Origin of the sequence: Haloferula sp. BvORR071 (genome assembly GCF_000739615.1) — a bacterium.
Lineage (GTDB): Bacteria > Verrucomicrobiota > Verrucomicrobiia > Verrucomicrobiales > Akkermansiaceae > Haloferula.
Window position 1 is genome coordinate 56,189 of record NZ_BATP01000016.1, and the last position, 22,732, is coordinate 78,920.

Genomic DNA, 22,732 nt, shown 5'->3' on the forward strand with positions numbered 1-22,732 from the left:
CACATCGCAAAAAAATCTCGTTCCCCGCGAGGGGTAACGCCTCCTCCAGGCGTTGCTTCCATGAATGGCACACGTCTTCATCGCTCGCCCCCTCCGCGTCCTGGCTGCTACCGCAGCCACGTTTTCCTTGTCCGCGTGCCAAGCGAAGAAGGAGGCGACGGTCACCGCCACGCCCCCGCAGATTCCTTCGCCCCCACCCACCGCAGCACCATCTACAAGCACCCCGCTGCCCCCCTTCGCGTCTCCCACCCTCAAGATCGCCACGGTGGATATGAAGCAAGTCTTCAGGGAATACCATCGGACCATCGCGGCGGACAAGGACCAGCGGGCCGCGATCGTAAAGGTCAATCAGGAGAATCAAGAGCGGCTTGAGAGCATTCGGAAGCTCCAGCAGCAAGTCGAAGAACTGGGCAAGGCCATCACCGATCCCGCGATCTCCGATTCCAAGCGGCAGACCCTGGCCAAGGAGCGCCAGGCCAAGTTTGAGGAAGGCGTTGCCCTCGACAAGGAACGCCAGACCTTTCTCCAGCACCGCGAACAAGCACTTCGTGAGAAGACCATGGAACGTCGCGGCGCTCTCTTCGAGGACATCCGCCGCGTGGTTGTCGATACCGGCAAGGCCGAGGCCTGTGACTACGTCTTCGACAAGTCGGCCATCGACTCCTTGCAGCTGCCCTTCTTTCTGCTCACTCCTGATAGCGCCGACCTAACCGGAGAAATCCTCGCCCAACTGAATCGCGATGCACCAACGCCGGAAGAAGAAAGCAGTGCTCGCACCGAGCCCGATATCCCGCTAGGCAAATGATGAGATGAGTGGAGACCCGGTCAGATTGACCGTCGGCCTGACACGCTGCGATGAAGCCGCGTGGCGGGAGTTCCATGCCCGCTACTTTGAAATCCTGAAATCGATGGCGCTCGCGCGCGGGGTAGCCCCCTGCGAGGCTCCGGAGATTGTCCAGCGCGTCTATCTCCGCGTGCTGCGCCATGCCAAGGTCTTCCAGAGCGACCACGACTTCGAGGCTTGGCTTGCCTGCCTGACGCGTTGCGAAGTCATCGACTCCTCGCGCCGGAGCCGCCGCCGGACCTGGCTGGGTGAGCGCTTCCAGCAGTGGCAGGAAGAACGCCGCGAAGAAGCCCCGCCAGCCAGCGACGAACGTCTCGCCGACGCCTTGCATTCCCTGACTGAGGAGGAACGCCACCTGCTCACCCGCCATTATGTCGATGGCTGGAGCCAAGATGAACTCGCCGCCGCCCAAGCCACTTCCACCAAGGCGATCGAGTCCCGCCTCGCCCGCCTGCGCCGCCGCGTCCGCAGCCTGATGATGGACCATCCCGATACGCCCGTAGAACCATGAACCCGTCCGACCCGATTCTCGACAGTTTGCTCGACGCCGTGAAGGCGACCAAGCGCCGCCGCCAGAACCGGCGCACGCTGGTGGCAACCTGTCTCGCCTGCACGGTCGCGGCTAGCATCCCCTTTCTGCTCCCGGATGAGGAGGACCTGCCACCAATGGCGGCGGTCCCACCACCACCGGCAGCCCCGGGGCCTGTCGTGGAGGCCAGCACCCTGGCCATGGTGGTCTGGCAGAATGGCGTGCCCTGCTTGGAGGAATTGCCGGCGGAGGAGCTGGGACTGGTGCAGCTCAATTTCGGACTCCAGCCGGTGATCGCCTATCCGGACACCCTGTGGAAGGATCCTTGGAATTGAGCCGCAGCTGGGGATTCCGCGGATCCGCCCGCCCTTTAGAGGGATTGCCATGAATCGAGCTTGGTCCCTGCGGGGCGCTTTGGGTTAACCTGTCACGGTTACCGGAAAGACTCACAATCCGGGGCACGTTCCAGAATTCCATTCACAACCCGATGAAACGCCGTTCCCTTTTTGCCATGGTGCCCGCCACCTCCGCCCTGCTTGCCCTGCGTTCGCAAGGCAAGCCGATCGATCAAGGTGCAGTGACCGCCGCTGGATTCGCCATCTCCGTGCAAGCCTGGACCTTCAAGCAATTCCCGCTGTGGGAGGCTATCAAGATGGCCGCAGCCGCCGGTGCCAGCGCGATCGAAATGTTCCCCGGCCAAAAGATCGGCGGGCCGCTGAATGACACCCCGCTCGATCAGGATCTCTCCGACGAGAACATTGCCACGCTGCTGGCCCACGCCAAGGAGAACAAGATTACCCCTGTCAACTTCGGGGTGACCGGCATCTCTAACAAGGAGGCCGATGCCCGCAAGGTCTTCGAATTTGCCAAGAAGATGGGTCTCTACGGGGTGACCACCGAGTCGCTCGACGCCATCGATTTGCTGGAGAAGCTCTCGCAGGAGTACGACATCAAGGTTTGCTTTCACAACCACCCGAAGCCTAGCCCCTTGTGGGATCCCGAGAAGACCTGGAACGCGGTCAAGGATCGCCACGCCAACATCGGCTTCTGCGCGGATGTGGGTCACTGGACACGCTCCGGTCTCGATGCTCTGGAAGTGATCAAGAAGATCGCGCCGCGCGTGCGCTCCTTCCACATGAAGGACCGCGAGGCGATCGGCAAAAAGGACGACCACGATCAACCTTTCGGCACCGGCGTGATTGATATCATCGCTATCCTCGACGAAGTCCGGAAGCACGGCTTCGCCGGCAACGTGAGCATCGAGTACGAGTACAACTGGGACAAGTCCTTGGCAGAAGTGGCGCAATGCGTTGGCTACCTGCGCGCTTATAGCAAGTTCGCGAAGGCCTGAAGCGTCCTGACTTTCAATCAGCCCGGCTCTACTGTGGTGGGGCCGGGCTTTTTTACGCTCGAGGAGGTGACACGGAAGCAGGCTCAGGAAGCCTTCTCGGTCTTATCCTTGTCCTTCTCCCAGACGCGGGCGCGCAGGGCCTCCCCCGCAGCGCGGGCTTCGGCCTCCTTCTTGCTCTTGCCCTTGCCGATGGCGAGGATCAGGCCCTTCCAGGATACTTCCGCTTGGAAGACCTTGCGGTGGTCGGGGCCAGTCTCACCGAGAATCCGGTAGTTCGGCGCCTGCGGGGAAATCGCCTGCAGGCATTCCTGCAATTCGCCCTTCGGGTTGCGCTCTTCAGGGCTACCAGCCAGCGCCTCGATCTCGGACTGGAACAGGCGCAATACCAGATCGCGCGCACCGGGATAGCCAGTGTCCAGATAGACCGCGCCGATCAGCGCCTCGAAACCATCGGCCAGCGTCGACATCCGGCGGCGGCCGCCGGTCGCTTCCTCACCCTTGCCTAACAGCACGTAGCTGCCGAGATCGATGGTAAGGGCGAAGCGGGCCAAGGCACGGCGAGAAACGAGTTGCGAGCGCAGCTTCGTGAGACGGCCTTCCGGGAAATCCGGAAACATCTTGAAGAGATCCTCCGTGAGGATGAGTTGCAGCACGGCGTCCCCCAAAAACTCCAAGCGCTGGTTGTCGAAATGAGGGCGCTGGGACTCGTAGGCGAGGCTCGGATGGGTCATCGCTTCTGCAAGGAGAAGCGAATTGCGAAATTTGTATCCGAGGCGGCTCTCGAGACTTTCCATGGCACACGTGCCGTGCAGATCCGCCTCTTCAGACCGGAACGCCCGCGTTCCCGAAAAAAGAGGTGGGGTGACCGACGGGACTCGAACCCGCAACAACCAGAATCACAATCTGGGGCTCTACCATTGAACTACGGCCACCATTTTAACGGCGGGCGGGAGAACTAAGCGAACGATCCCCACTTGCAAAGCCCAAAATGCAAGGCAAGTGGAAGACCTCATTCTGCGGAACCGGCGAGGCTAACACCCATGAGCGAAGAACCCCACCGAACCCCCATCACTCCGGAGCTGGATCTGCACACCTTCCGCCCTTCCGAAATCGGGGAATTACTGCCGGAATACTTCGCAGAATGCCTCCGTGAGGGCATCCGCGGGGTGCGGGTCATCCATGGCAAGGGCACGGGGACCCTGCGGGAGGGTGTCCATGCCCTGCTCAAGCGCCTGCCTGAGGTTCAGGAATTCCACTACCCCGCGGCAGAAGGCGGCTGGGGCGCGACTTGGGTGGTGCTCAGGCCGCTCGAGCCAGAATCCACAGCAGATCCGACAGGCGATTGAAGAACAACCGCAGGTGCTGGGGAACCTCCTCCCCGCTCTCGTGAAGCACCAGCACCGCCCGCTCCCCCCGCCGGGCCACCGACCGGGCGAAATCCAGCCCGGCCCTAGCCAAGGAATGGTCGGCACCGGGCCTCGCCCAGTCCTTGAAAACGATGCCCCGGGCCTCGAAATCCTTGGCCCTGGCTACAATCCATTCGAGATCCCCCTCCCCCACGGCCGCAAAGCCGGCCTTCGCATAGCGATCCTCATCCCCCGGCAGGCAAGCGAACTGACCCATCAGCCCGATCAGAAGCTCCTGTACCCGGGCAATAATCTCCTCGACTTCCGGCATCGCGCCGGCGGCGCGGGCCAAGCCGAGGGCAGAATTCAGTTCATCCACGGCCCCTAGCACTTCCATCCGAAGGGAGGTCTTTGCAATACGGCGGCCGAAGAGGAGATCGGTTTCGCCGTCGTCGCCGCGGCCGGTGATAATGCTCATGGGCGGAGGAAATCACCGAACCGCCGGGATCCAATCCCAATCAATCCCTCCGGGTATCCAGAAGCTCCCAGCCCTCGTGGGTCCACACCCGACGGTAGCCCGGACAAAACGGTATGGCACCCACTTGCTTGGCCAGAATCCAGTTTCGGTCCTTCAGAAAAAGCAGGTAGGCCGCCACCGCTCCATCGTGGAGCCCCGCCGCAGGTGGCTCACGGAGAGGCACCGCCAGGCCAGGGACCCGGTCCTTTCCGATGCCTCGAACCTCCCAGCCGCTTTGGCCGATGCCAGCATTGACCAAAATCTTCTCCGCACTTGGTCGACACCCTTGAAACACCGCCTCCATTGCCTGGAAGTCAAACTGCTCCGGCCGGTAATTGGGATCGGTAGGAAAGAAGGAGAAGCAGGCCTTGAACAGAAATGCCCAGCCCAAAAGGGCAGGGATCCAGAGCCAGCGGTGCTTTATTCGATTCAGGTCCGCCGATTCGACAGAACTACCGCTCCAAGGTCAAACCAGCGACGATGAATTCCGCGCAGAGCACTTGGATTGATGATTGGAAGATTGCCGATTGGTGAGTTCTCTTCCGGCGTGCTCCTGTCCCGCCTGAACGACGGCCCGGAAATCTTCTTCACCCTGCAGGGCGAAGGGGTTTCCGCGGGGCTGCCCGCGGTCTTCGTGCGATCCGCGCTCTGCAACCTCCACTGCCGCTGGTGCGATACCGACCACACTTGGAACTTCGAGGGCACGCCCTGGAAGCACGACAAGGACGCCGATCCGGCCTACCGGAAGCACAAGAAGGCCGAGGTGACGATTGAGGTGCCGCCGCAGGAAATCGTCGCCCGGGTGGCCGCCCATCCCTGTCGGCGGGTGGTGCTCACCGGCGGGGAGCCGCTGCTCCAACAGGAGGCGTGGCTGGAGGTGATTTCCGGTCTGCGGGCGATCGATCCGGCCTACGTTTTCGAGGTCGAGACCAACGGGACCCGGATGCCCAGCCCTGAATTCCGGGCGGCGGTGAACCAGTTCAATGTGTCGCCCAAGCTGGCGAATTCGGGGATGGAGGCGAAGCTGAGGATCGTGCCGGGGGTGCTGGAATTCATAGTATCGGATCCAAAGGCGTGGTTTAAGTTCGTGGCCGTCAATGAGTCAGATATCGTTGAAATTGAGTCACTTTGCCGTGAATTCAAGATCCCGTCGGAGCGGGTGCTGCTGATGCCGGAGGGGCGCACCGCGGCGGAGCTGGATCGGCACGCCCAGAGCATCGTGGCCCACTGCCTGCTGCATGGCTGGCGCTTCTGCGACCGCCTGCACGTCCGCCTGTGGGGGGACAAGCGTGGAGTTTGATCATCAAGCCGCAACTTTTCACTCGCTCCCCGGTTTCTCACAACGGAAACTGGCCCCTGACCACCCTCCACCATGAAGCGCGACAACCATTCCGATTTTGAGAAGGACCCCGTGTGGGAACTCCTGCGGGAAAGCGCGGCCAAGCGACCCAGCCCGAACTTCGCCTCGAACGTCCTGCGGGCCGCCCGCTTGGAAGGCCAAGAACAGGTGAAGCCGTGGTGGAAGAGCTTCCTGATTCCGCTCTCCGCTGGCACGGCTTTGGCCGGTGCCGCCGCGTTGGTGGCGGTGGTGATGAGCATGCAGAGCGCTGCTCCGCAAGGTCGTGGCCCGGACAGAACCGCCGAGGCTCCCATCCCCAAGGAATCTTCCTTGGCTGCCTTGGAGGACACCGCCCAGACCGAAGTTTTCCTGACCGCTTGTGAGAACCTCGGTGCTTACAAGGACGAGGAGCTGGTCTCGATGATCGGCTTCTGAGAACCCAGCACCTAATGGGTGCGGGTTACTACGAGTCTCGCGAAGCGGGGGCCGTTCCATGGGAGCGTGATCCGTTCGCGGGTGAGCTTGCCTTGGGTGCCGACGATGGTGGCGGCTGGGCCGGGGAGCCAGGTTTTAAGGTCGTAGGAGACCTGCCAGGAGGCGTCGATCGGGGCTACTCCGGCGAGGCCTGATAGAGCGGTGCGGTCGAGGAGGGCCTCTACCTGGAAGCCTTGGGGGGTAATGGTTTGGGTGATCGGGAAGAGGGTTCCGGCGAGCGGATTGCTGCCGAGAGCGAGTTCCATGAGATTGCTGACGCCGTCGTTGTCCGGGTCGGCGGTGTCGAGGGCGTTTGGACCGCTGAGTGTGGGGTTGGCGGCGAGCCAGCGCTGCCAGGGATCGGCGATGGGAGCGGTGCTGGATAGATTGATGCGGGCGATGCCGCTGACACTTGTATCCCCTGCTGCCCGGGTGAGGCGGAACCAGTAGGTCTGTGCCGCCACCGGCTTGAAGGCGACCAGGCTGGCTCCGGCGCCGGGAAGCGTGGAGGCATTGTCGTTCTCTGTGAGGATCGCGGGGATGGTCGGTGGATCGGTGGTGAAGACCGTGAGGACGGTGTCGTATTCGCTGCCGAGGGTATCGACCCAGACGCCATTGCTGTTAGGTGCGGTCCACTTCCACCAGAGGCTGGCCTTGGAGGGGTTTAGGCTGGTGGCATAGCCGGGCTCGCCGGTTTCGATGCTGGCGCCGGTGCTTTCCACGCTGTCGGTGGCGCTGCTGCCGTTGAGGGTGCTGGCATTGGCGAAGAGATCATTCGCCGGGCCGCCGAGAGAGAGCGCGAAGCTCGAGGTGGTCTCGTTGTAGGGCCGGGTGGCGACCGCGATGTGGTAGGTCTGGCCAGCTACGACGTTTGCCGTAAATGATGGGGCGCCCGGCGCGAGGAAGCCCGAGGTGAGCCACTGCTGGCGGGTATTGCCGCGATAGAGCTGCAGGGCGAGCGAAGCGGTCGATTGCAAGCGCAGGCTGACCGGGCCGGTGGTGGATGGGGTCCAGTCATACCAGACCGAGCGGCCGGGCGGGAACTGGGTGGCGCTGCCGGTGCCATTCGAGTTCGAGTGGTCGGGTTCGAAGGGCTGGCAGGAGGCATTGGTGATGTCGCCATTGATCGTGCCGAAGGCCGCGGCGAGAACCTGGGCGTTTTCCCAATTGTCATTCGCCGGCGCTGCTCCCGGCGCGGGAGCGAGCAGTGAAAGTGTGGCGGCACGGGTTCGCTGCAGACTCGATTGGGAAACGAAGACCCACTGCTGCCCGACGGTGCTTTTGAGGCGCAGCGTCGGTGCACCGCCATTGGTGCGACTGGCTCCTGCGGTCATTGTGCTGGTTTCGCCATCGGCAAAGGCGAGCAGGGCATCCGACTCGGCCAAGGCACCCGAAAGCTTCAGCTCCGCGATACCGGCGGTGGACGCGGTCCAGCGCCAATAAAGACGGTTCTCCGTCTCATTGCCGAGAGTCACCGGGATCGACCATGAATCGCCTGACAGCGCCAGCGCGCTGTAGAAGCGGTCATTCGCCGGTGGGGCTTGAGCGAGAGACTCGCGGAGCTGCACATCCACCGGCCCGGGAGCCAAGGTGGAGACCTTGACAAAGTAGAGCACGTCCGGCACCGCATCGAAGGTGATGGAGACATCACCCGAACCCGGCACGGGTTGTCCCGAGCCGGCATTGGTCACAGAAACCGTGGTGCCACTACCGGGAACGCCGACGGCACGCCATTCCATGCGCACGCAAACATCGGTGGTCCAGGCCCACCAGAGCGTGCGACGGGCGGTCGGTGCCTGGACGCTGTCGACCTCGTAGGCACCGGTGGTGTTTACGGTGAAGGGATTGGCAGTGGGCGCGATCAGGTAGGAGTTGTCCAGATTGCCATTCACCGGCACCACGCCGAGCTTCACCCAACCCGGGTCGGCGACCGCAGAAGGAGTATCGACCACGATGCGATAGGTTTCCCCGGCAAGGGCATCGAACTCCAGACGGCCCCAATGAGCATCCGAGGTTTGCGCGGTGATCGGGACCAAGCTGTTCAAGGCCGAGCCGCGATAGACCGCGATCCGCGCGAGCAGACCGGTGGTTTCCGTCTCCATCCAGATCCGGGCGTGGCGGGTGGTCTGCGGAGTCCAAGCCCACCACAGCGATTTCGCGGCGGCGCGACCGCCGGGCGCGGGTTCGCTGGCCTCGAAGCTGGCACCGCGCGGATAGGCCAAGGACTCGGCTTGGTCGGTATTCCAGACAATGGCGTTGGCGAAGGCATCATTCGCGGGTGCGGCGGCAGCGGTGACCAGATTGAGGATGATCAAGCCGCGGGTGCTGTCTGTGGAGTCCGCGGCGATCTTGTAGCTGGTGCCTGCCACCGCGGTGAAATTGAGCGTGGTGAATGGAGCGGCAGTGGCGGCCGAGGCTATCGGTGAAAGCGAAGCAAGCGCGCTGCCGGTGTAGACGGCCAGGCGCGGAGAGGCGGTGCTGCCATTGGTGTCGAGGGTCACGGGGCCGCTGGCAGCTGCGGTCCACTCCCACCACACGGAGTTGGTGGCGGCGGTGCCCGCATGGACAGGCTCGCTTGCTTCATTCCGTGCGCCGACATTGTCGGAACTGGTCCGCACGACATTGCCGCTGATCAGCGTGCGCGCGGCGAAGTTGTCGTTCAGCGGCGCGGCGGACATGGTGATGGAGATCGTGAAGTTCCCCGTGTCAGTCGGATTGCCATCGACGGCGATCTTGTAGATCGAGCCGGAGCTGACCGTAACGCCGAATTGCGATTGGGCCTCGGTGGCAGAGGGAGCACCAGAGCCCAAGGTCACGGCTGGAAAGAGCGAGTTGACCGCCGTTCCTGTGTAGATCCCCCAAGCGGGAGCGAAGCGCGGGGCTGTCACGCGGATCAGAGCCTTGCCGCTGGAAGGAGCAGTCCACTCATACCACACCGAGTGCCCGGAATTTCCGGCGGCGCTGGGAATCGCAACCTCGCCCCCTTCAGCCGTGGCAGCGGTCACGGTGCCACTTGCCGTTACCGCGGCACCGCTGAGAACGAGGCGGTTCGCGAAGGCATCATTCGGTGGAGCGACCGCCGGGGCCAGCGAGAGCTGCACGCTGCCCTCCTGGAAGGAGTTGCCATCCACCTGAAAGAAATACTGGGTGCCGTTGGTGGCATTCAGAAAGAGCGCGCCGCTGCTGTTCCAGCCGCCCGATTGATCCTTCGCCACGTTGGTCAAGGCGTTCAGCGCACTGCCGGTGTAGATCCCCAGCACGGAATCGAAGCTGCTACCCGCGAGTGAAACGCGGTAGCGGCCCGCTGCCGGTGCGGTCCACTTCCACCACACCGTAGAGGAAGCGTATGGATCACTCAGGCCTGAAAGTGGTTCGGAACCGGCATCCTCACGGCTGGCATCTACATTCGTGCCATTGGCTGTCCACGCGCTGCCGGTCATGTTGATCGCGTTCGCGAAGTTGTCGTTCGCCGGAACCGCGATGGCGTGGATGTTCAGCTTCGAGCTGCCGTTGTAGTTGTTCTCACGGCGGAGCTGGATCGCATACTCGGTGCCGCTGGTGGCATCGAGTAGGATGCGGCCGAAGGTATTGCCCGCAGTCGAACCAATCTTCTCGCTGCCAACGCTGACCAAGGAATCCAGTGCAGTGCCGGTGAAGACCTTCACGCGGTTGAACTGCACGCTGCCAGCGCTATCGATCACGAAGCGTGCCGTGGAAGGCGCGGTCCAGCGATACCAGACGGTCGGCGGGCCTAGGCCATCGATGCCCGGTTCATTGTTCTGCCAGCTCGCGAATTCGAGATCAGTGGTATTCGTTGCAGTCGGACCGGAGAGAAGGAGGCGGTTCGCGAAGTCGTCGTGGGCAGGCGACTGGATCATCCGCAGCGAGAAGCGGACGCGGTTGTATTCATCCCCTCCCCTCAGGCGCACCACGGTGCCGGAAGTGACCTGATAGAAGAAGGTCACCGCGCCGAGCGTGGGACGGGTGCCGGAACGCGGGTCGGTCGGCAAGAGCGTCAGAGCATTGACTGAGGCCCCGGTGAAGGGCTCGACCGTGCCTTCCATCATCGCGACGGCCAGCACGCCGGTGGAGGGGGCGGTCCAGTTCCACCAGATCGACTTCGATTCATCCATCGCCGCAGCCGGTTCGCCGGCCTCGCGGGTGGCGTAGGTGGTCCAGCCATCGCCGGAGGGCGCACTTCCTGTCAGGGTGGTGGCATTCGCGAAGTCATCATTGATCGGTGCCGACACCTGCTTGAGCGCCAGGCGGCAGACGCCGTGCTCGGCGAGGCCATTGACCACCGCGCCCTGGAGCTGGATGCGATAGGTCGTGCCCGAGACCGCCTTGAAATTCACCCGGCCACCGCCGAAGGCCTGGCCCAGCGCGAGACCGAAGGTGTCACTGGCATAATCGATGCGGGTCAGGCTGTTGACCGCAGCGCCGGTGTAAACGGCGACCATGTTGTCAAAGTCGCTGCGCTGGGTATCGATGCTGTAAGTGCCACTGCCGGGTGCGGTCCAGTTGAACCAGATCGTATTGCCCGCATTCCCCGCGATGCCCAGCGGCTCCCCGGCTTCAGAACCGGCGAGGCTGTTGGTTGCGAAAACTTCCGTATCCGTCCCACTGATCGGGGAGGCCGAGGCGAAGTTGTCATTCACCGGAAAGAGAGCACCGGAAACCCGGGTCAGCGAGACCTGCACCCGTGAGGGCAAGAGCGCGTCGGCGGTGGCGGTGGGAGAGAGATTATCCGTCCCAAGGACCTGGATGTAGTAGGTCTTCCCGGACACCACATCCATGTTTGCCTGCGCTGAATGGGCCCGCTCGAAGTGAGAGGAGGCGTAGGAGATCAAGCGCAGGTCATCGAGCGAGGTGCCGCGGTAAAGCCCGAGCATGACGTCCGCCTCGCTGCCCCAAGTGCGGACGCGGTAGGTCGCAGTGTCCTTGGCGGTCCATTTCCACCAGATGGTCTGGCCATTCGGGTAGCCATTGAGGATCGGCTCATTGGCCTCGCTGGTCGCCTCGTGGAGCGTGCCGCTGGCAAGCCAGAAGGTGCTGGTATCAGCGGTGGCGGAGGCGAAGTTGTCATTCACCGGCGGCGCGGCGGAGGCGACCGCGAGGCTGGCAAGAACGCTGGCGAGAAGGGAGCGAAGGGCGTTCATTGCGGAAGAGCGGCCGGGGGTTCGCCAGCGGTGAGAATCAAGCGGAAGTAAACGTGCTGCGGCGCGGGCGTGATGCGGGCGATCCGGAGGTCGCCCTGCGCTTCGATCGTGATCATGCGGGTGATGCCATCGGCAGTGTCGCCGCTTTCATGCCACTGCTGCAGATCGGTGGACCACTGGACGCGGGCCACCGGCCGGCCCTCGACTTGGCTCTCGGTCCACTCGATCCCCGGCCCCTCGACCGGAGGCAAAGGTTGTGCTGGGCAGAGCCAATTCGTGCCACTGCCGAAGTAGGCGAGGTAGAGATCGCTGGTTTCCTCGGGCGGAGGCGGTGGCATTGTTAGAAGCGAAGGCCCGCCGCCAGAGGGTGAGATCTTGATCAGGCCCCGCTTGGTGAAAACATTGTCCCAGCCGGTGAAGCTGCCACCGACCATCAGGCCGGTGCCGGTATCGGAGACGATTGAGGTGACCTCGCCATCCTCCGCGGTGGATTGGAAGGAAGTATCCAGTGCGAGCGAGGGCAGCGGGAAGCGGGCGATGCGCCGCCATACGAAGTTCGCAATCGTGTCGAAGGCACCGCCGACATAGAGCGCGCCGTTGTTGATGCGGAGGATGTTCACCGCATTGTTAGGCGCGGGATTCCATGCGGTCGCGGTGCCTGCCCCGCCGAGCGGAAGCTGCGCGAGATTCGCCCGCGGCGTGCGGGCCATGCGGGTGAAGCGGCCACCGGCGAAGATAAAGTTGCCATCATTCGCCAGCGAGAAGACCGCTTGGTTCGGGCGCGGCTGCCAGGCGATATCGGGAGCATTGCCGATCAGGCGAGCGAGGTAAGGTGCGACCCTGAGGTTCTGCCCCTCACCGAAAGTGTTGAACTCGCCGCCGACATAGACCTCGCCGTCGATTTCCAGCAGCGAATGCACCGCGCCATCCGGCAGCGGCTCGAAGGTACCATCAATCGCCCCGGTGGCATCGAAGCGCGTGAGGTTTGGCCGCGTGAAGCCATCCACGAATTTGAAATTGCCACCAATCATCCAGCCGGTGCCGTGCTTCATGAGGCAACTCACGAGATTGTCCGGCTGCGGGTGGAAGCTCGGGTTCCAAATGCCGGTGGTGGAGTTCACGCGGATGCAATTGTAGAGGCCATCCGGCATCTCGAACTGACCGGCGAGCAGGAGGTCGCTGCTGGCGGTGAAGTTATCCGCGCCGGTGACCATCGGGTAGTTGCCCTTGAGGTTCGGGTTCCAGGTGCTGTCGATGACACCGGCGGTGCTGAGGCGGAAGGCAGCGCGGCGGGTCGTGCCATTCACGCGGTCAAAGTCGCCCCCGACGATCCACGAGCCGCCACCAGTCTCCAACTTCATCACCAGCACCTTGCCTGCGGCTTCGATCTCGCCGGGATAGGTCGGTGCGGCACTGCCCAATGCTTGTGGGAATTGCGCGAAGCCGGAGCCTGCCAGTGCACCGGAATCGAAGCGGCCACCGGCCCAGACGCCTTGTGCGCCATCCGGCACGATGGCCATGACAGCCCCCTCGATCTGCGGGACGAAGGAGACATCCACCGCGCCGGTCTTGAGGACGCGGGCGATCTCGCGGACGCCATTCGCCGCAGCCATATTGCGGAAGTCGCCGGCGGCGTAGATGGCGCTATCCGCCAGCGCCAAGCGAGTGATCAAGCGGTCGGGCTGGGGCTTCCAATTCGAGTCGGAGGTGCCGTTGGTTAGATTGGCGCGGGCGAGGAACTTCGTGGAGGAGGCACCCACCTGGGTGAAGGAGCCGCCGAAGTAGACGTGGGTGGCATCAAGGGCGATGTCGTAGACTTGGAAGTTCGGTGCGGGTCGCCAGGTGTTATCGGCTGCGCCGCTGCTGAGGCTGGCGCGGCCGAGGTAGGAGACGGTGGTGCCGCCCAATTGCGTGAAGCGCCCGGCGATGTGGAGCCAGCCATTCGCAGCGATGATGCGGTCCACCTGGCCATTCGCATCGCACTTCCACAAGGAGTCGGGCTTGCCCGTACCGGTGGTGGAGACCAAGGCGAGTTGCTGGCGAGGCAGGCCGCCGACATCGCTGAAAGCGCCGCTGATGAAGAGCCCCTGCCCTGGGACCATGGCTAGACTGATGACATCGCCATTCGGTGCGGGGCGCCAGGTGGCATCGACGGCGCCGGTGGTGTCATTGACGCGGGCGACGAAGGGGCAACTGGTGTTGTTCACCACGGTGAAGCCGCCGCCGAGGTAGAGCCAGGGGGCCGCGTGGACCATGGTGGTTACGGCGCTATTCGTAGTGACGGGAAAGGCTACGCGGGTGCCGTTGGATTGGATGCGGAGGAGCTGGGTCTCGCGAGTGCCGTTGTAGTAATTCGTAATGCCACCGAGAACGAAGCTGCTATCGGGCATCGGCTGGATCGCGCGGATATCGCCGCGGATGCGCAGATCGGCGATCTGGGTGGAGGTCTGGGCTTGGGCGGATGAGAGCGCGGCGAGCCAGAGGTAGAGGAACGCACGCCAGAGGGCGCGCGCCGCCGGGGGGAGAGCAGGCACAGGTTTCATCGGAATCTTCGTTGCCGTCCGGCGGCGAAGGGGGCATGCCGGGCGGGGGGTGACAGCAAGACTATCCGAGGCCTAGGGAAGCGGTTTGGGGCCCGGGATTCAATTAGATTCCGGGGGGGCGGGCAGGTTGCAAAACGCAGGGTCTCTCTTGCTTTGGTTCGGTCTGCTGTTCCGAGCGGGCTTTTCGTGGGAAGGCAGAGGAACCACGGATTCGCACGGATTTACGCGGATTAAGATCCGGTTGTGGGATTCTTTGTTGGTGTTGATCGGTGGGTTTGGGCTGGGGTTGGGAGGAGGGATTTTTAACAGGAGGAAGGCAGGAGGAAGACAAGGACTCTTCTAAGCTTGCCGATTGAGGGCGAAGTGGAGGCGTAGAGGTCTGAGGTGGCGGAGCGGGTGGGCTGATTCTTTCCGGCAGGGCTGCGAGCTGTTAGATGAATTCGAGAGCTGCGAATGATCGCAGCAGTCCGAGGGCGGCGGGGCCGCGGCGGGAGGGAGGACGCGAGAAGGGAGGTGTGGCAGGATTTGGGGTAAACCTGCCCAGCCGGAACGGCGTAGACGTTCCGCTGCGGGTGGTGGGGCGCTGTGGTGGAGTTGGGGAGCACGCCGGGTGAGGTAGATGCCGCGCGGTTCTTCACGGCAACAGGGTTGCCTGCCGAAAGCGGCAACAGGGTTGCGCGCAGTCCAAGGCGGCGGGGCCGCGGTGGGAGGACGCGGGGGCGAGGGCGGGCCACAGCTCCGGCGCTGGCGGCGCGCTTGGGCTGATTCATTCCGATCGCGCAGGCGAACCGCAAGATACACTCGAAAGCTGCGGATTACCGCAGCAGTCCGAGGGCCTGCGGCTTTCATACGGGGGCACGCAGGATGGCAAGCCAGATCCCCATCTGTAGCGGATCCGAGCCAGCACACCCGGTGGGCGGTCCGTGGAGCGGGCTACTAGGGTCGCTTCGTCCGCCTGAAGGCGGGACTACGAACGCTTGGTGACGGCTGCGAGGGATTGTTGCCCCTGCCCTACCTCACTCGTGGTCCGCGAGGTAGCGCTCGGCTTCGAGAGCGGCGGCGCAACCTTGGCCGGCGGCGGTGATTGCCTGGCGGTAGTAATGGTCGGCGACGTCACCGGCGGCGAAGAGGCCGGCGGTCTTGGTCGCGGTGCGGCCCGCTTGTTGGAGAATGTAGCCGTTCTCGTCCTTGTCCACGAGGTCGCCGAGGAAGGCGCTGTTCGGGACGTGGCCGATGGCGACGAAGACGCACTTCAATTCGAGTTCGCTCTCTTCGCCGGTGACGAGGTTCTTGATCGCGGCGGCGCGGACTTCACCGGCTTCGTCGGTGAGGTAGGCGGTGACGGTGGAGTTCCAGACCGGCTCGATCTTGGGATTCTCCAGGGCGCGATCGGCCATGATCTTGGAGGCACGCAGCTCTTCGCGGCGGTGGATGAGGTAGACCTTGCTGGCGAAGCGGGTCAGGAAGGTGGCTTCCTCCGCAGCGCTGTCGCCACCGCCGATGACGGCCACTGGCACGTCGCGGTAGAAGGCACCATCGCAGGTCGCGCAGGAAGTCAGGCCGCGGCCGATGAGCTGCTTTTCATTCGGCAGCCCGAGGTGCTTCGGAGCGGCACCGGTGGCGATGATCACGGTCTTCGCCTCACGATCGCCGGAGGAGGTCTTCACGAGGAAGCTGCCGTCGGCACGCTTCTCGACGCCTTCGACGTTGGTGTATTCGATGCGGGCGCCGAATTTCTCGGCCTGCTTCTGCATGTTCATCATCAGCTCCGGGCCCATGATTCCTTCCGGGAAGCCGGGGAAATTCTCGACCTCCGTGGTGGTGGTGAGCTGGCCGCCCGGCTGGGTGCCGGTGAGCATGAGCGGGGTCAGATTGGCACGGGCGGTGTAGATGGCCGCGGTGTAGCCGGCGCAGCCGGTGCCGATGATGATGACGTTTTCCATGGTCCTGCGAAAGTCGTAGTGGGAGTCGGGGCCGCGGAGTATTCCGGCGGGATCGCCGCGGCGTCAACCACCGGGGGCGGGAAATCGTGGAGGGCAGAGGGAAGTATTCCCGGATTTGGAATCTCAAATTTGAAATTTCAGATCCCGGGATCGCCGCCCCTTCCCGGCTTGGCTCACTGGATGCCCCGGGCGGCCTTCTGCTCCTTGATCCAGGTCTGATCCTCGGAGGAGAGGTAGCGCTCGCCGGTCTGGGCGCGGTGGCCGTCCGGCTCCGCGAGGATCAAATTCCCGTCATTGTATGAGGCCAGCTTGGCGAAAATGGTGCGCCCCTGGTGGTCGGACCACTCGCGGTAGCCCTTCTTTTCCAAGGAGGCCCGCCAGGTCTTCTGTTTCTCTTGGGCGATCGAGACGCCTTGCTTCATCTGGCCCCAGAGGAAGTCCTCCTTACCCCGGCGGTAGCCGGTGTAGCGGCCGATCACCTCCCCGGAGCCGGCGATGACCATGATCGTGGGGAAGCCGCGGGCGTTGTATTTCTTCTTCAGCTCGCGGTTATTGAGCTGCAGGCGCTTGTTGGTATCGATGTCCTTGCCGCTGGTGGGATTCAGGTCGACCACCAAGCGGATGGTGTTTTCCTTGGCCCAGGATTCAAACTCGGGCTTGTTCAGGAGCTGGTCGCTGAGCGTCTTGCAGGCGGCGCTGTTCTTGCTGTCGGTGAACCATACCATCAGCGGCTTGCCCTCCCGGCGCGCCATGCGGAGCGCTCGCGGCTCATCCTCCCCCCAGTTGGTGCCCGAGGTGGCACCGGCCATCACTTGGCTCAATTTCGGAATATCCGCGTCGGCGTTGTCGGGATCGGTCCAAGCGAGGTCGGCGTCCGTGTAATTCAGCTTCGCCAGCATTTCCGCGGCAGCTTTGTCCTGCTGGTTGCCGCCGGGCGCAATCGGCGTGCCGCCCTCCATGCCGCCACCACGAAGGTGCATGGGGATGCCGGAGGGGCCGAACCCGTTGTTTGCCGCAGCGGAATCCTCCTTTTTACTGCCAGCGCAGGAGCCCAGGGCGAGGGCTGCGGTCAGGTAAATCAGTCGGTGACTGGGTTTCATGGGCGGAACGCTAGGCAGATCGACGGCGGGATGCAATCCGAGGGAGGCGGGCGGCCCTGCGTAAAAATCCCATGCGGATGGCGGTCCCCCGCCCTGCCGGGCCGGTTTCCCTTGCCCCACTGTGGATCGGGCCGGAGCATGGCGCGGACGCGATGAAGAGATTCCCACTGCTGATCTGGCTCGTCCTGCTCTTGCTACCCGGGCTGGCAATGGCCGCGGAGCCGGCGAAGGCGCCGAAGTTCATCGAGTCGATGGCGGCCTTCCCGCAGCAGGAGAAAGCGGCGGGGCTGGAGACGATCGGGGCGAAGCTTGCCTTCCGCGTCAAGGAGGAGCCCTTCCTTCTGGTGGCGACAGTGATCTTCGTGCTGGCGATCCTGCATACCTTCCTGGCGGTGCCGATCACGAAGTATGCGCACAAGGTGCAGCACGATCACGACGAGCGAGTGCGCAAGGAGCGTGGCGGTGCCAAGGCCCACGAGATGGTCAGCTTCAAGGGCACGATGCTGCACTTCCTGGGCGAGGTGGAAGCGATCTTCGGGATCTGGGTGCTGGTCCTGTTAGGCGCGATGCTGTGGTTCTACGATCTCGATACGGTGCGCAGCTACGTGGGGCATCACGTGAACTACACCGAGCCGCTGTTTGTGGTGATCATCATGGCGCTGGCCTCGACCCGGCCGGTGCTGCGCTTCGCGGAGAACTGCCTGCGCTTCTTCGCGCGCTTCGGGAAGGAAACGCCGGCGGCGTGGTGGCTTTCCATCCTGATTGTCGCACCGCTGTTAGGGTCCTTCATCACCGAGCCCGGGGCGATGACGATCGCCGCGATGCTGCTGGCGAAGAAGTTCTACCGGCTGCGGCCGAGCCCGAAGTTCGCCTATGCCACGCTGGGTTTGTTGTTCGTGAATGTCTCGGTGGGCGGGGTGCTGACGAACTTCGCCGCGCCGCCGGTGCTGATGGTGGCGGCGAAGTGGGGACTGAGCACGCAGGAAATGCTGCTGCACTACGGCGACAAGGCGATCGTCGCGGTCCTCGCATCCAGCCTGCTCTACTTCGCGTGCTTCCGGAAGGAACTGTCGGAAATGTGCGAGCGCGCGGGCGACCACGACGGCGATGGTGTGGGCGATCTCAAGGAGAAGGACCGGCCGGTGCCGCTGTTTGTCACGCTCACGCATTTGGCCTTCATGGGCTGGACGGTGTTCTTCGCGCATGATCCGCCGCTGTTCATCGGTGGCTTCCTGTTCTTCCTGGCCTTCTCACAGGCAACGGCACATCACCAGCATGAGATCCAATTGCGGGGGCCGATTCTGGTGGGTTTCTTCTTGGCCGGACTGGTCGTGCACGGCGGCTTGCAGGGCTGGTGGCTGGCTCCGGTGATCAGCAGCCTGGGGAAGGAGGCCTTGTTCGCGGGCTCGACGATTCTCACTTCCTTCAACGACAACGCGGCGATCACCTTCCTGGCGAGCCAGGTGGAGGGCCTGCCGGCGCAGCTCAAGTATGCGGTGCTGGCGGGCGCGGTGACCGGCGGCGGCTTGACGGTGATCGCGAATGCGCCGAACCCGGCGGGGCAGGCGCTGTTAGGGCGTTTCTTCGGCGAAGGGGTGTCGCCGCTGAAGCTGGCGCTGGCGGCCTTGATTCCAACGCTGATCGTGGCGGCGGCGATGATCTACTTTCCCGACCGGGGAATCGACGCCATGTTTGCGCCGGAGAAGGAGAAGGGCTATGTGGCACCTGTCCCCGCGGAAACGCACTAAGAACCAGATTTCATGTTCACCGGATTGGTAGAAACGACAGGCCGTGTGCGCTCGCTGGAGCGGCGCGGGGAGCAGGCGCGGCTTTCGCTGGAGATCCCCTTCGCGGCGGAGCTGGAGATGGGCGAGTCCGTCGCGGTGAATGGTTGCTGTTTGACGGTTGCGGAGATGGATCCCGCTGGGGCTGATTTCGATTTGCTGGCGCAGACGCTGGCGGTGACTTCGCTGGGTGACCTAACAGATGGATCGGTGGTGAATCTGGAGCGGGCGCTGCGGGCTGGGGATCGCTTTGGAGGGCACTTCGTGCAAGGGCATGTGGACGCGACGGGCGAGGTGCTGGCGGTCACTCCGCAGGGGCAGGATCATGTCTTCGATGTGGCGCTGCCGCCGGAGATCGAGCGGCTGTGCATCGACAAGGGCTCGCTGTGCGTGGACGGGATTTCGCTGACCATCGCGGAGTTGAAGGAGGGCCGGGCGCGGTTTTGGATCACGCCTCACACCTACACCGCGACGCATTTGCCGGCGCTGAAGGCCGGGCGGCGGGTGAATCTGGAGGCGGACATGCTGGCCAAGCACGTGGCGAAGCTGATGGCCGGCTTCAGTGCGGGACGAGCAGAGTGAAGGGCCACCAGGGTAGATTACGGGTGAGCGCGAAAGTGATCACGCAGCCCGTGACCAACCAGGCCAGCCAGGCGGGGATTTGAGGCAGCGCATCGCGTCGCCCCTGCCATTCCCGGACCACGGCGATGCCAAGCACCGCCGCGGCCACGGAAAAAAGGAACACGACCAGCGGATTCATGGCGAGAGCTCCCGGGAGATCGCCATGCAACAAGTGGTCGGTGCAGCGCGTGCCGCCGCAGCCCGGGCAGTAGAGCCCGGTCATGCGGCGGAAGCCGCAGCCCGGCAGCAGCCTGACCAATTGCGGCCAGGCGAATTCAAGCAAGACGACGCCGGACACCCCGGCCATGGCTAGCCAGGACCATGGGTGCCGGAGGCGTAACTTCACTGCCCGCGGGCTTTGCGCTGCTGTTCAAACTGGTCGCGAATCTCCTGCTGCTTCTCCGGCGGAGCGTGCTCGACGGTGAAGTCCTCGATCCATTTCTCGATCTTGATCGGATCCATGCTTCCGACCTTCGCGATGAAGATTCCGATGACGATGGCACCGAGCAAACCGAGATAGCCGGTGATCAGGCCGCCCCGGGCCATCCCTTTACCGGAATAGGCGGTGGGATTGCCCTTGATCTTCGCGATCGCGAGGTGACCGGTGACAATCGCGGCGATGACGAGCGGCAGGTTGAAGAAGCCAACGACGCAGCAGGAGACCAAGGCGAGGATACCGCAGACCAAGGCGGCAATCGCCAAGCCTTGCGAAGGGGGCTGCCCCCCCTGATAGGCGGCGGGTACTGGGGCGGGGGCAGCCTGCGGAGCACGGTAGGGCTGCTCGGGCGCAGCTGTCGCCACGGGTGTCGGTTGAGCTTGGCCGGGATGAGCCGCATACGGGCCCGTTTCCGGACGCGGCGGTGCGGCTTCCACCTTCAGTTCAGCGATGCTCGAGACCGGCATCCAATCGGCCATGCCCTCGCGCCAGGCGAGATCGGTGGGGGCGATCTCCCCCATCGCGATCCGCGACTTCATATCTTCGAGGGCCACCGGCCCCTGCTGGGCACCGTTCTTCGCGTAATACCAGTTCATGACTTGATCAAATTGAGGGCGACGATCACGGCGATGCTTGCATGATGCCGATCACGGCAATGACGACGATAGCGAGGGTGAATAGAATCCCGAGATAGCCAAGAACCAATCCGGCGATGGCCATGCCCCGTCCGCTGACGGGAAAGAGCGAATTACGCATCGCCGACAGGGCCAGATGCCCGCAGATCACTGCGGGAATCCCGGGTATCGCGCTGAGGTAGCAGAAGAAGAGCGACACAATCCCACAGACCAGACTGGCGATCGCCAGATTGCTGGTAGGAGCTTGGGGCGGATAGCCGGGATAGGCACCATAGGGCATGCCCGGCGGAGCGTAGGGCGCCGACGGAAGCTGATGGAGTTCCGGCAGAGAATCCAGCCGGGTCCAGTCCTTCAGTCCATCCCGCCACAGCAAGGTCTCCGGCACGAGATGACCGCTGGCGATCATCTCGCGGAGCTGGCGCTCCTCCACCGGACCCGATTGTCCAGCCGGTGAACCGTAGTACCACTGTGGCATGAACCAATCCGTTAGGCCGGCGATGAAGACAGGCTGGGCAAGGGACGGACGGAGTCGGTCTCTGCGGCGTAGTCGACTCCCGGCAAGCCGAAGCCGAAGAGCTTGAGGAATTCCTTCTGATAGCCCGCGAAGTCCGAGAGCTCGTTGAGATTCTCCGTGGTGATGATGCCCCAGATCTTCTCCACTTCCTCCTGGATCTCGGGACGCATCTCCCAATCGTCGATGCGGATGCGGCCCTTGTCATCGAGGGTCGGGCCATTGGCCGCGCCGTAGTGGTCGGCGAATAGGCGCTCGATCTGCTCGATGCAGCCTTCGTGGGTGCCCTTCGCCTTCATGATCTTGTAGAGGATCGAGATGTAGAGCGGGACCACGGGAATCGCCGAGCTGGCCTGGGTGACCAGGGCCTTGTTCACGGAAACCACGGCGGTGCCAGCGCCGAAGGCGGCGTTCATCTCCTTGGCGGTCTCTTCGAGGTGAACCTTGGCGCGGCCGATCGTGCCATCGGTGTAGATCGCCCAAGTCAGCTCAGGCCCGATGTAGGAATAGGCCACCGTCTTGAAGCCATCCGCGAGCACGCCGGCTTGCGAAAGCGCATCGATCCACAGCTTCCAGTCCTCGCCGCCCATGACCTTCACGGTCTGGGCGATCTCGTCTTCGGAGGCGGGCTCGATGGTCACCGGCTCGAGCTGCTTCTTGTCGGTGTTGAGGTTCTTGTTGGTGTAGGTGTCACCGGTCGGCTTGAGGACCGACTTGTAAACTTCACCGGTCGCGGGATCGGTGCGGCGTGGCGAGGCGAGGCTGTAGACGATCATGTCCACGGTGCCGAGGTCGGCCTTGATGGCGTCGATCACCTGCTGCTTCACCTCGTTCGAGAAGGCATCGCCATTGAAGCTCTTGGCGTAGAGGCCGGCCTTGGTGGCGGCTTGCTCGAAGGCGACGGAGTTGTACCAACCGGCGGAACCGGTCTTCCCTTCCGAACCTTCCTTTTCAAAGAACACGCCGATGGTCGCGGCGCCACCGCCGAAGGCCGGCACGATGCGCGAGGCGAGGCCGTAGCCGGTGGAGGAACCGATCACCAGCACCCGCTTCGGGGCATTGGCGAGGGGCGGCTTGGACTTCACGTAGTCGATCTGCTCCTGGACGTGCGCGGCGCAGCCATCGGGATGGGAGGTCGTGCAGATGAAACCACGGATTTTCGGCGAAATGATCATGTCGGCGCAAGGGTTTTGGAGGTTTTCGGGGTAGCTGGCAAGTCCCACCACCGGCCAAAGAAAACGGCTGGAAATTTGGAACCGGCACAACAACTCCCTGAATTTGAGAAAGAAAGCGGGTATCGGCCGATGGCAAGGCTGGAGGAACAGGCCAGCACCTCGATCCGAGGAATGCGCCAAGTGTGGCAGCATCCAAGGAAATGGTCACCGCGAAGCGATAGGTCCCGCCGTTCCTCTGCTGTCGCCCCGATCAATCCTTATTATTCTTAAAAGCATTAAATAGAGTTTAGTCGGGCCATCGAATTTTAGGTTTATAATATTTCCGAAAACTTATCGTGACGATTAATGCAATGCGTCGCGCCAGGTGGATCTAGCACGGTTGCGGTGGAAAGCGGCTCTGAGCGGAACTCCTCCCCTCCTCTTCA

The 22,732-nt window shown here is 63.4% G+C and carries 19 protein-coding genes and 1 tRNA gene; 9 read left to right on the plus strand and 11 right to left on the minus strand.

The features are described 5' to 3' along the window. The first annotated feature begins 64 nt into the window (after positions 1–64). The 4 genes from BV071_RS07695 (at position 65) to BV071_RS07710 (ending at position 2,724) form a co-directional block, all read left to right on the plus strand. The gene (locus BV071_RS07695; protein WP_035604511.1) at positions 65–805 is read left to right on the plus strand and encodes an OmpH family outer membrane protein; all 741 of its coding nucleotides are present in this window, start codon (positions 65–67) and stop codon (positions 803–805) included. Between the two features lie 4 nt (positions 806–809). Next, positions 810–1,355, plus strand: coding sequence for a sigma-70 family RNA polymerase sigma factor (locus BV071_RS07700; protein WP_035604513.1), 546 nt, complete (start codon positions 810–812; stop codon positions 1,353–1,355). Next, positions 1,352–1,708, plus strand: coding sequence for a hypothetical protein (locus BV071_RS07705; RefSeq protein ID WP_035604514.1), 357 nt, complete (start codon positions 1,352–1,354; stop codon positions 1,706–1,708). Before BV071_RS07700 ends, BV071_RS07705 begins: the two co-directional genes overlap by 4 nt. Before the next feature lie 152 nt (positions 1,709–1,860). After that, a complete protein-coding gene (locus BV071_RS07710) occupies positions 1,861–2,724 on the plus strand; it encodes a sugar phosphate isomerase/epimerase (protein ID WP_052573030.1) in 864 nt (287 codons plus the stop codon). Between the two features lie 83 nt (positions 2,725–2,807). Here BV071_RS07710 and rnc read toward each other — a convergent pair whose 3' ends face one another. Both rnc and BV071_RS07720 read right to left on the minus strand, forming a co-directional pair. Next, the gene (gene rnc, locus BV071_RS07715) at positions 2,808–3,518 is read right to left on the minus strand and encodes a ribonuclease III (RefSeq protein WP_035604517.1); all 711 of its coding nucleotides are present in this window, start codon (positions 3,516–3,518) and stop codon (positions 2,808–2,810) included. A gap of 63 nt (positions 3,519–3,581) precedes the next feature. Beyond that, a tRNA-His gene (locus BV071_RS07720) sits at positions 3,582–3,656 on the minus strand. A 108-nt stretch (positions 3,657–3,764) separates the two neighbouring features. On the opposite strand from BV071_RS07720, the gene BV071_RS34205 reads away from it, so the two are divergent. Then, positions 3,765–4,070 (plus strand): Smr/MutS family protein, encoded by a 306-nt coding sequence (locus tag BV071_RS34205; RefSeq protein WP_035604519.1) that lies wholly within the window; start codon positions 3,765–3,767, stop codon positions 4,068–4,070. Here BV071_RS34205 and BV071_RS07730 read toward each other — a convergent pair. Then, positions 4,024–4,548: an ATP:cob(I)alamin adenosyltransferase gene (locus BV071_RS07730; RefSeq protein ID WP_035604521.1), complete on the minus strand. Its 525-nt coding sequence runs from the start codon at positions 4,546–4,548 to the stop codon at positions 4,024–4,026. The genes BV071_RS34205 and BV071_RS07730 overlap by 47 nt on opposite strands. Positions 4,549–5,134: 586 nt before the next feature. Between BV071_RS07730 and BV071_RS07740 the strand changes: the two genes are divergently transcribed. Together BV071_RS07740 and BV071_RS07745 are read left to right on the plus strand one after the other, a co-directional pair. After that, the gene (locus tag BV071_RS07740; protein WP_035604662.1) at positions 5,135–5,887 is read left to right on the plus strand and encodes a 7-carboxy-7-deazaguanine synthase QueE; all 753 of its coding nucleotides are present in this window, start codon (positions 5,135–5,137) and stop codon (positions 5,885–5,887) included. Between the two features lie 72 nt (positions 5,888–5,959). Next, the gene (locus BV071_RS07745) at positions 5,960–6,361 is read left to right on the plus strand and encodes a hypothetical protein (protein ID WP_035604528.1); all 402 of its coding nucleotides are present in this window, start codon (positions 5,960–5,962) and stop codon (positions 6,359–6,361) included. Between the two features lie 11 nt (positions 6,362–6,372). On the opposite strand, the gene BV071_RS07750 is transcribed toward BV071_RS07745, so the two are convergent. From BV071_RS07750 to BV071_RS07765, 4 genes are all read right to left on the minus strand, one after another. After that, positions 6,373–11,559, minus strand: coding sequence for a hypothetical protein (locus BV071_RS07750; protein ID WP_035604532.1), 5,187 nt, complete (start codon positions 11,557–11,559; stop codon positions 6,373–6,375). After that, positions 11,556–14,102: a delta-60 repeat domain-containing protein gene (locus BV071_RS07755; RefSeq protein WP_035604535.1), complete on the minus strand. Its 2,547-nt coding sequence runs from the start codon at positions 14,100–14,102 to the stop codon at positions 11,556–11,558. Before BV071_RS07755 ends, BV071_RS07750 begins: the two co-directional genes overlap by 4 nt. A gap of 1,016 nt (positions 14,103–15,118) precedes the next feature. Then, on the minus strand, positions 15,119–16,045 hold the full coding sequence (gene trxB, locus BV071_RS07760) for a thioredoxin-disulfide reductase (RefSeq protein ID WP_035604537.1): 927 nt from the start codon (positions 16,043–16,045) through the stop codon (positions 15,119–15,121). Positions 16,046–16,218: 173 nt separating this feature from the next. Then, positions 16,219–17,145: a thioredoxin family protein gene (locus BV071_RS07765; protein WP_035604544.1), complete on the minus strand. Its 927-nt coding sequence runs from the start codon at positions 17,143–17,145 to the stop codon at positions 16,219–16,221. A gap of 77 nt (positions 17,146–17,222) precedes the next feature. On the opposite strand from BV071_RS07765, the gene BV071_RS07770 reads away from it, so the two are divergent. Next, a complete protein-coding gene (locus BV071_RS07770; protein WP_265594195.1) occupies positions 17,223–18,893 on the plus strand; it encodes a putative Na+/H+ antiporter in 1,671 nt (556 codons plus the stop codon). A 12-nt stretch (positions 18,894–18,905) separates the two neighbouring features. Then, positions 18,906–19,511 (plus strand): riboflavin synthase, encoded by a 606-nt coding sequence (locus BV071_RS07775; protein WP_035604546.1) that lies wholly within the window; start codon positions 18,906–18,908, stop codon positions 19,509–19,511. Here BV071_RS07775 and BV071_RS07780 read toward each other — a convergent pair. Genes BV071_RS07780 through fabV form a run of 4 tightly spaced genes read right to left on the minus strand, consistent with a single transcriptional unit; the run spans position 19,489 to position 22,307 of the window. Then, the gene (locus BV071_RS07780; protein ID WP_035604549.1) at positions 19,489–19,896 is read right to left on the minus strand and encodes a DUF2752 domain-containing protein; all 408 of its coding nucleotides are present in this window, start codon (positions 19,894–19,896) and stop codon (positions 19,489–19,491) included. The two genes, BV071_RS07775 and BV071_RS07780, sit on opposite strands and share 23 nt — an antisense overlap. Continuing rightward, on the minus strand, positions 19,893–20,582 hold the full coding sequence (locus tag BV071_RS32650; RefSeq protein WP_052573033.1) for a GYF domain-containing protein: 690 nt from the start codon (positions 20,580–20,582) through the stop codon (positions 19,893–19,895). Before BV071_RS32650 ends, BV071_RS07780 begins: the two co-directional genes overlap by 4 nt. Positions 20,583–20,607: 25 nt before the next feature. Next, entirely contained in the window at positions 20,608–21,096 is a 489-nt protein-coding gene (locus tag BV071_RS07790; protein ID WP_075090862.1) for a DUF4190 domain-containing protein, read from the minus strand. A gap of 11 nt (positions 21,097–21,107) precedes the next feature. Beyond that, positions 21,108–22,307 (minus strand): enoyl-ACP reductase FabV, encoded by a 1,200-nt coding sequence (gene fabV / locus BV071_RS07795; protein ID WP_035604676.1) that lies wholly within the window; start codon positions 22,305–22,307, stop codon positions 21,108–21,110. Positions 22,308–22,732: the final 425 nt, after the last annotated feature.

Coding starts and splice junctions, on each gene's coding strand:
- trxB (WP_035604537.1), bottom strand. CDS start 16,045: ATGGAAAACGTCATCATCATCGGCACCGGCTGCGCCGGCTACACCGCG.
- BV071_RS07710 (WP_052573030.1), top strand. CDS start 1,861: ATGAAACGCCGTTCCCTTTTTGCCATGGTGCCCGCCACCTCCGCCCTG.
- BV071_RS07730 (WP_035604521.1), bottom strand. CDS start 4,548: ATGAGCATTATCACCGGCCGCGGCGACGACGGCGAAACCGATCTCCTC.
- rnc (WP_035604517.1), bottom strand. CDS start 3,518: ATGGAAAGTCTCGAGAGCCGCCTCGGATACAAATTTCGCAATTCGCTT.
- fabV (WP_035604676.1), bottom strand. CDS start 22,307: ATGATCATTTCGCCGAAAATCCGTGGTTTCATCTGCACGACCTCCCAT.
- BV071_RS07705 (WP_035604514.1), top strand. CDS start 1,352: ATGAACCCGTCCGACCCGATTCTCGACAGTTTGCTCGACGCCGTGAAG.
- BV071_RS07770 (WP_265594195.1), top strand. CDS start 17,223: ATGGCGGTCCCCCGCCCTGCCGGGCCGGTTTCCCTTGCCCCACTGTGG.
- BV071_RS07700 (WP_035604513.1), top strand. CDS start 810: ATGAGTGGAGACCCGGTCAGATTGACCGTCGGCCTGACACGCTGCGAT.
- BV071_RS32650 (WP_052573033.1), bottom strand. CDS start 20,582: ATGAACTGGTATTACGCGAAGAACGGTGCCCAGCAGGGGCCGGTGGCC.
- BV071_RS07695 (WP_035604511.1), top strand. CDS start 65: ATGGCACACGTCTTCATCGCTCGCCCCCTCCGCGTCCTGGCTGCTACC.
- BV071_RS07790 (WP_075090862.1), bottom strand. CDS start 21,096: ATGCCACAGTGGTACTACGGTTCACCGGCTGGACAATCGGGTCCGGTG.
- BV071_RS07775 (WP_035604546.1), top strand. CDS start 18,906: ATGTTCACCGGATTGGTAGAAACGACAGGCCGTGTGCGCTCGCTGGAG.
- BV071_RS07765 (WP_035604544.1), bottom strand. CDS start 17,145: ATGAAACCCAGTCACCGACTGATTTACCTGACCGCAGCCCTCGCCCTG.
- BV071_RS07750 (WP_035604532.1), bottom strand. CDS start 11,559: ATGAACGCCCTTCGCTCCCTTCTCGCCAGCGTTCTTGCCAGCCTCGCG.
- BV071_RS07755 (WP_035604535.1), bottom strand. CDS start 14,102: ATGAAACCTGTGCCTGCTCTCCCCCCGGCGGCGCGCGCCCTCTGGCGT.
- BV071_RS34205 (WP_035604519.1), top strand. CDS start 3,765: ATGAGCGAAGAACCCCACCGAACCCCCATCACTCCGGAGCTGGATCTG.
- BV071_RS07745 (WP_035604528.1), top strand. CDS start 5,960: ATGAAGCGCGACAACCATTCCGATTTTGAGAAGGACCCCGTGTGGGAA.